The 3,560-nt window shown below is 45.4% G+C and carries 2 protein-coding genes and 1 pseudogene; all 3 read left to right on the forward strand.

The annotated features are described in order from the left end of the window. Positions 1-22: 22 nt before the first annotated feature. Positions 23-1,252 (forward strand): annotated as a pseudogene (locus V3S16_RS02655) (IS701 family transposase); the annotation flags it as partial. Positions 1,253-1,685: 433 nt separating this feature from the next. After that, positions 1,686-2,717, forward strand: coding sequence for a zinc-dependent alcohol dehydrogenase (locus V3S16_RS02660; protein ID WP_413883127.1), 1,032 nt, complete (start codon positions 1,686-1,688; stop codon positions 2,715-2,717). 17 nt (positions 2,718-2,734) lie between these two features. Further along, positions 2,735-3,514, forward strand: a complete 780-nt coding sequence (locus tag V3S16_RS02665) for an SDR family NAD(P)-dependent oxidoreductase (RefSeq protein WP_413883128.1) — start codon at positions 2,735-2,737, stop codon at positions 3,512-3,514. Positions 3,515-3,560: the final 46 nt, after the last annotated feature.

Here is a 3,560-nt window from a genome sequence, read left to right on the forward strand (position 1 = left end):
TTATTCTGAAAGGAGATATGATATGGACGCCAAACAAATTAAACAGTTGGAACCTATGTTGAACAAGTATCTGCAACAATTCGATGATTGCTTCGGTCGTATCGAGACGGTTGAAAGCCTCAAAACTTATGTGACCGGCCAGCTCTCCGACCTGCAGCGAAAAAGCATCGAACCGATGGCTGACGCTGCTTCTGTGCCTCCGCGAAACTTGCAACAGTTTTTGTCCCTGCATAAATGGGATGAAATGCATATGCTTGATACGCTTGAGCGAATCGTTGCAAGCCAGCACCAGCATCCCTGTTCCATTGGGATATTCGATGAAACCGGCCATTCCAAAAAAGGCAACAAAACTCCCGGTGTCCAGCGTCAATGGTGCGGCAATACCGGCAAGAAAGACAATTGTGTTGTTACAGTACATTTGAATTACACCGCTGGAAATTTCCACTGTCTTTTGGATGGCGAATTGTTCCTGCCAAAAAGCTGGGCTGATGATCCGCTGCGTTGTAAGGCAGCAGGAATACCGGAACAAATGACACATCGTCCAAAGTGGCAGATTGCTTTTGAGTTGTGGGAACGTGCCGTTGCCAATGGTATTCGTTTCGAGTGGGTCAGCGCTGATGAAGGCTATGGCAAGGTTCCGGAGTTTCTGTTTAAGCTGGACGATAGAGGTCAAAGATATGTGGTAGAAGTGCCTGCCATCTTTACAGGCTGGCTGGTTAAGCCCTCTATTCTGCATAAAGAACATCATCGCAAAATGGGCAGAAAACGCGGATTTCCGCGTCTTAAGGCCAAAAGTCCTTCTGCCAGTAGTGTAAAACAACTGCTGCTTCATTCTCCTGTATTGCGAAAGATTCCGTGGGAGAAGTTCCATATCAAAGATACCACTAAAGGCCCGATGGTCTGGGAGGCTAAAGCTGCCAGGTTTTACCTTAAGTGTGATGGCTTGCCTACTCGAGCACATTGGCTGATTGTTGCCCGCAATGTTGAAAACCCCAAAGAGATTAAATACTTTGTCTCCAACGCTCCTGAAGGTACACCACTGGAAGTGTTGCTTCATGTCGGCTTTTCTCGCTGGCATGTGGAGAGGTGTTTTGAGGATGAAAAAAGTGAACTTGGACTGAGCCATTTCGAGGTTCGTAATTATAAATCTCTCCGTCGTCATTTGATAATCACTGCTGTGAGCCATTTGTTTTTGGCTAAGGTGCATCATGACTGGCGGGGAAAAAAAACCGGAGTTGACAGTTTGCCAAATCCGCACAGCCTCTTCAGCCCTGGTTCGGTCTCTGTGGCTGACGGGCCGGGTACAGGAAAGATTCTTGGAACGGACAGCAGAAATTATTACAGTAACGCAACACCGTATAGCCTGTTCTCGCCGCTGCCATACGAGAAAAAAACGAAGGCGATTGCGTGAAATGGGTATCGATTTATCTGTTATACGTTGTTGCATCTTTCAACCTTAAATGGCGTTGTAGTACTAAGTCATCGGCCATAATAATGTCCCTTCAAGTGGTGGTGCAGGAAAATACCTTACGATTTTTATTGTAAGGTTGTCTAAGAACTTTTGAAAGGTAATTTTTTAGCTCTTCTGTAATAAAATTGGTGAATATTGGTTGCTTTTCGGGTATTTTGTTATGCCGGTGTATTTCAGATTGCATTTATTTTTAGTTTATCGAACAAAGGATTAAATGAAAGCATTACTTTACACTAAACCATATTGTTTAGAATATTCGGATTTTACCCATCCTGTGATTGGTGACGATGAGGTACTGGTAAGTGTCAAGGCCTGTGGAATTTGTGGTTCGGACGTGCAGGGCTTCACAGGTAAGACCGGCAGAAGGATTCCTCCTTTGATTATGGGCCATGAGGCGGCGGGTGTCGTTGAAGAGACCGGCGAAAATGTAAAGGGATTTGAAAAGGGCGATAGAGTTTGCTTTGATTCAACTGTATATTGCAATAAATGTCAACCGTGCCGGATGGGCTTATATAATCGCTGTGAAAAACGACAGGTATTAGGAGTTTCCACGCCGGAGTTCAAAAGGCACGGTGCATTTGCTGAATATGTTACAGTGCCGTGGTGGATTGTCTCGAAAATTCCGGACGATATGTCATTTGTTCAGTCGGCTCTTTTAGAGCCGGCGTCAATAGGTACGCACGCCGCCAACAGGGCACCTATTTCGACTGATGATACTGTTGTGGTTATTGGAGCAGGGACAATCGGTCTTTTCATTCTGCAGGCAGCCCGGCTAAGAGGTGCAGCCAAAGTTATTGTAGCCGACATCAATGAATTCCGACTTGAGGTAGCCGGGAAATTGGGTGCGGATAAAGCCATCAATCCTCTTAAGTCTGACCTAAGAGAAACGATTTTCAAAGAAACAAAAAACAGAGGGGCGGATGTTACTTTCGAGGCCGTTGGATACGCGCAGACTTTCCGGGATGGAGTTTCTCTAACAAAGACCGGCGGCCATCTTGTCGCTGTCGGTAATCTGGAAAAGACCGCTGAGTTCAATTTGCAGGAATTAGTTGCCAGGGAGCTGACTTTCACGGGGTCTTATGCCAGTTCGGGTGAATTTCGCGATTGTATAAACTTAGTAGCTTCGGGCAAAATTAACGTCGAGCCGTTAATCAGCAATGTTTTGCCGTTGAAAGATGGGCCGAGTGCCTTTGAGCGATTGCTCAAGGCCGAGGAAAACTTACTGAAAATTGTTTTAGAACCATAAAATTTGGGGAAATGAAAATGCAGGACCTTTTTAATCTTTCCGGCAAAGTGGCAATTGTAACCGGAACCAGCCGTGGTCTGGGCCAGTATTTCGCCAGGGCACTTGCCGAAGCCGGAGCTGATTTGGTTATTACCAGCAGAGAATTATCGAGACTGACCGAATTCAAACAGGAAATAGAGTCTTTGGGTAGAAGGGCGTTAGCTGTCCAGTTGGATGTGGTTTCACAAAGTGATATTGATAATATGGTTCAGATGACCATAAAGGAATATGGAAAAATTGATATTCTGGTCAACAATGCCGGCTTAAATATCCGAAAGCCAAGCACCGAAGTTTCGCAGCAGGATTGGGACACTGTTCTGAATACCAATCTCAAAGGCAGCTTTTTTTGTGCTCAGGCAGTTGCTAAGGAGATGATAAAACGACACTACGGCAGGATAATAAACGTCGGCTCTTGCACCTGCGTTTTCGGTATGGAGGGCATCGCAGCTTATACCGCAAGTCGAGGGGCTATCCTGTCAATGACCAGAAGTTTGGCTGCGGAATGGGGTAAATTTGGAATTACGGTCAACGTGTTAGCTCCCGGCTGGTTTAAAACAGAACAAAACGCAGTGCTGTACGAGAATAAAGAATGGTTAAATTATATCACGGAGCGCATTCCTCTGAATCGCCCCGGCCAGCCGAATGACCTTGATGGCACAGTTGTCTTTTTGGCTTCGGATGCTTGCGAATATATTACAGGCCAGATAATTTTGGTAGATGGCGGATTCACTACAGGAGCAACGAAAGCGATTACTTGAGAATTGGTTATTGGTTAAGGATGTAATTATGGATTTAAGAGGTGTT

It is taken from the genome of Candidatus Desulfatibia sp., assembly GCF_036446775.1.
In the GTDB taxonomy this organism is placed as follows: domain Bacteria; phylum Desulfobacterota; class Desulfobacteria; order Desulfobacterales; family UBA11574; genus Desulfatibia_A.